The organism is Phytoactinopolyspora endophytica (assembly GCF_004138495.1).
Classification (GTDB): domain Bacteria; phylum Actinomycetota; class Actinomycetes; order Jiangellales; family Jiangellaceae; genus Phytoactinopolyspora; species Phytoactinopolyspora endophytica.
Genome location: NZ_ML142870.1, coordinates 1,829 through 4,684 on the forward strand (window position 1 = coordinate 1,829; position 2,856 = coordinate 4,684).

The 2,856-nt window shown below is 68.2% G+C and carries 2 protein-coding genes; both read left to right on the plus strand.

Features of this window, described 5'->3' with window-relative positions; genetic code table 11:
* A partial coding sequence (locus tag ELR45_RS39580) for an LPXTG cell wall anchor domain-containing protein (protein ID WP_205857517.1) occupies nucleotides 1–2,086 on the plus strand: 2,086 nt, incomplete at its 5' end.
* Nucleotides 2,087–2,209: 123 nt separating this feature from the next.
* A complete protein-coding gene (locus ELR45_RS29520) occupies nucleotides 2,210–2,746 on the plus strand; it encodes a hypothetical protein (protein ID WP_129669498.1) in 537 nt (178 codons plus the stop codon).
* Nucleotides 2,747–2,856: the final 110 nt, after the last annotated feature.

The window sequence follows — 2,856 nt, forward strand, 5'->3', positions numbered from 1 at the left end:
CGGAACCGCCGGCAGCGAGGCACTGGAGCAGCTGGACGAGCCCGCGCTCGAAGTGGTGGCTACCCGCGCCGACATGACGCTCGAGACTCTGACCTCCTATCTGGCCGACGACAAGGCGATCGTGTCGCCGGGCGGTTTCGTCGCGGTCATTGACCAGTGGGACGCGCACGACGCCGGGGAGCACCCAGCAGACGTGGAGGCGGCAGACGTGCCGGGCGACCCTGCCGAGGGTTCACGTCCTGGTGCCTCGCGCACGATCTTCATCGACTTCGGCGGCGAGACCATCGAGGGCACCGAGTGGAACCGCACCGTCGACGAGGAGACGATCGAGGTCCCGGCCTACGGTGCGGACGAGGAGTTCCAGCGCGTCGTCTGGGAACGGGTGGCGCAGGACTACGCGAGCTTCGACGTGAACGTCACCACGTCCGACCCCGGCGCCGACGCGCTGTACAAGACCTCCGAGGACGACGACGAGTACGGCGCTCACCTGCTCATCGCACCCGACTCGAGCATGTTCCCGAATGATGAGATCCAGAGTGCCGCCGGGTACGCGTGGATCAACATGTTCGGCGCGGAGTTCGGCGCTCCGGCCGTGGTCTTCGCGGACATCCTGCAGGACAATCCCTCGTACATCGGCGACGCCGGCAGCCACGAGGTGGGGCACAACCTTTCACTGCTGCACCACGGCATCGGATCCGATGAGTACTACGGCAGCACTCCACAGAAGCCGGAGTCGATCTGGGGCCCGGTGATGGGCACGGCCTACAACGTGCCGCTGAGCACCTGGTCCCACGGCGGGTACGCGGACGCCACGAACCCCGAGCAGGACGACCTCGCCGCGATCACCGACCGCGACGGCGCCCGTCACCTGGCGGCTCTGTTCCACCAGGACGGCAGCCAGTACATGGGCTACTACTACTGCTCGGACGCCGACGACCCGGACGTTCCGAACCCCGGCGACCGGTTCTGGACGGCCGACCAGGAGACCGGCGAGTGTCTGGACGAAGAGCTGGAAGTCCGCTGGGACTACGCCGACCGGCTCGAGTACGCCTCCGACCCGCACGGCGACACGGTGGACGACGCGACCGCGCTGGACGGCTCGTCGGGGGAGTTCGCCAACGAGGGCCTCATCGTGACCTCCGAGGACGTGGACGTGTTCTCCTTCGTCACCGACGGTGGCCCGTTCGAGGCCGAAGTCGCGCCGATCGAGCCGGCCACCAACCTCGATCTCAAGTTGACCCTGCTCGACGGCGACGGCGACGTCGTCGCCGAGAACGAGCAGGAGACCAGCTCGGACGGCGGCCCTCAGGCTCAGGGCCTCAACGCAGTCCTGGCGGAGGAACTCGAGCGCGGCGCCTACTATCTCGCGGTCGAAGGTCGTGGCCAGGGCGATCCGGCGGAGAACACGCCAGACGAGGGCTCCGGCTACCCGGGCTACGGCTCGCTCGGCTACTACGAGCTGAGCGGGACCGCCGAGCCGCTGGACGCCGCACCGATCACCATCACCTCCCCTGACGACGGAGCCGAGGTGGAGCCGAGCGATCTCGAGGTCGCCGGCACCGCGGAAGCGGAGGCAGAGGTCACGGTGACAGTCGACGGCGACACGGTCAGCGCTGAGGCCGACGCCGAAGGCGCATGGGTTACCATGTTCGACGGCGATCTTCCCACCGGCGAGTCCATGATCACAGCCCAGCAGACCGTCGACGGCATCGTGATTCCCGAGACCGCGTCGGTGACGGTCACCGTTCCGGGCGACGACCCCGGCGACGAGGACGGGACCGACGACGGCGGTGACGAGGACGGGACCGACGACGGCGGTGACGAGGACGGCACGGACGACGGTGGCGAAGGCGGCACCGAGAACGGCACTGACGACGGTGGCGACGAGGGCACCGACGGATCCGAAGACGGCGGTGACGACGACGGTGGCGAGGACGGCACCGACGGCGGCACCGATGAAGGCGACGATGACGGGGAGGACCTGCCGGACACCGGTACGTCGAGCATGCTCCCCCTCATCGCCGGTGCGGTAATGCTGGCCATAGGCGCGGCCCTGTACACCAGGACACGCAAGATCAGCGCTTAGCGGGCCGGGACACACGTACCGCATGCACCAGGGCATCAGCACCATGTGGAGGTCCCGTCGACCATGGCGGGACCTCCACGCCTGACGCCACAGAATCTATTCACCACTTGGGAGAAAACGATCATGATTTCTAGCACTTCGAACCTCACGGCGCGACGCGGACTCGGGCTGCGCGCCGTGGCCGGCGCGTTCCTCGGCGCCGCTCTGCTGTTCACGACCGCCGCCTGCGGTTCGGACGACAGCGACGACACCACGGCGTCGTCGTCCGAGAACGACGACTCGCAGACCGAGGACGAGCCGGCCGACGCCGCGGACGAGCAGGACGCGGAAGACGCCGAGGAGGACACGGAGGACGCCGAGGAGAGCATGGACTCCGGCGACTACTGCGGCAAGATCGAGGAGTTCGGCAACAGCATCCTCGACAGCGGCTCCGCGATCGGCGACCCAGACGCCCTGCCCGAACTCGTCGAGGCGTACCGGGAGATCGCCAGCGTCGCTCCCGCCGATCACGCCGAGGACTGGAACGCCATGGCGGACGCCATGGATTCGATCGCCGACCTCGACATGTCCGACCCAGACTCACTCGAGGACATGGAGCAGCTCGACGTCGAAGGGGCGATGACGCGGATCGGCGAGCACGTCCAGAGCGCATGCAGCTGACCGTGTACCGCGCACGGGCATGACGTGGCCTCGGGCGAGAGCTCTGAGGCCATCAGGTACGGAGTGTCCGGCCAGTTAGGGGGACCGGAGGCTCTGGACCGCACCGGGGT

Coding starts and splice junctions, on each gene's coding strand:
- ELR45_RS29520 (WP_129669498.1), top strand. CDS start 2,210: ATGATTTCTAGCACTTCGAACCTCACGGCGCGACGCGGACTCGGGCTG.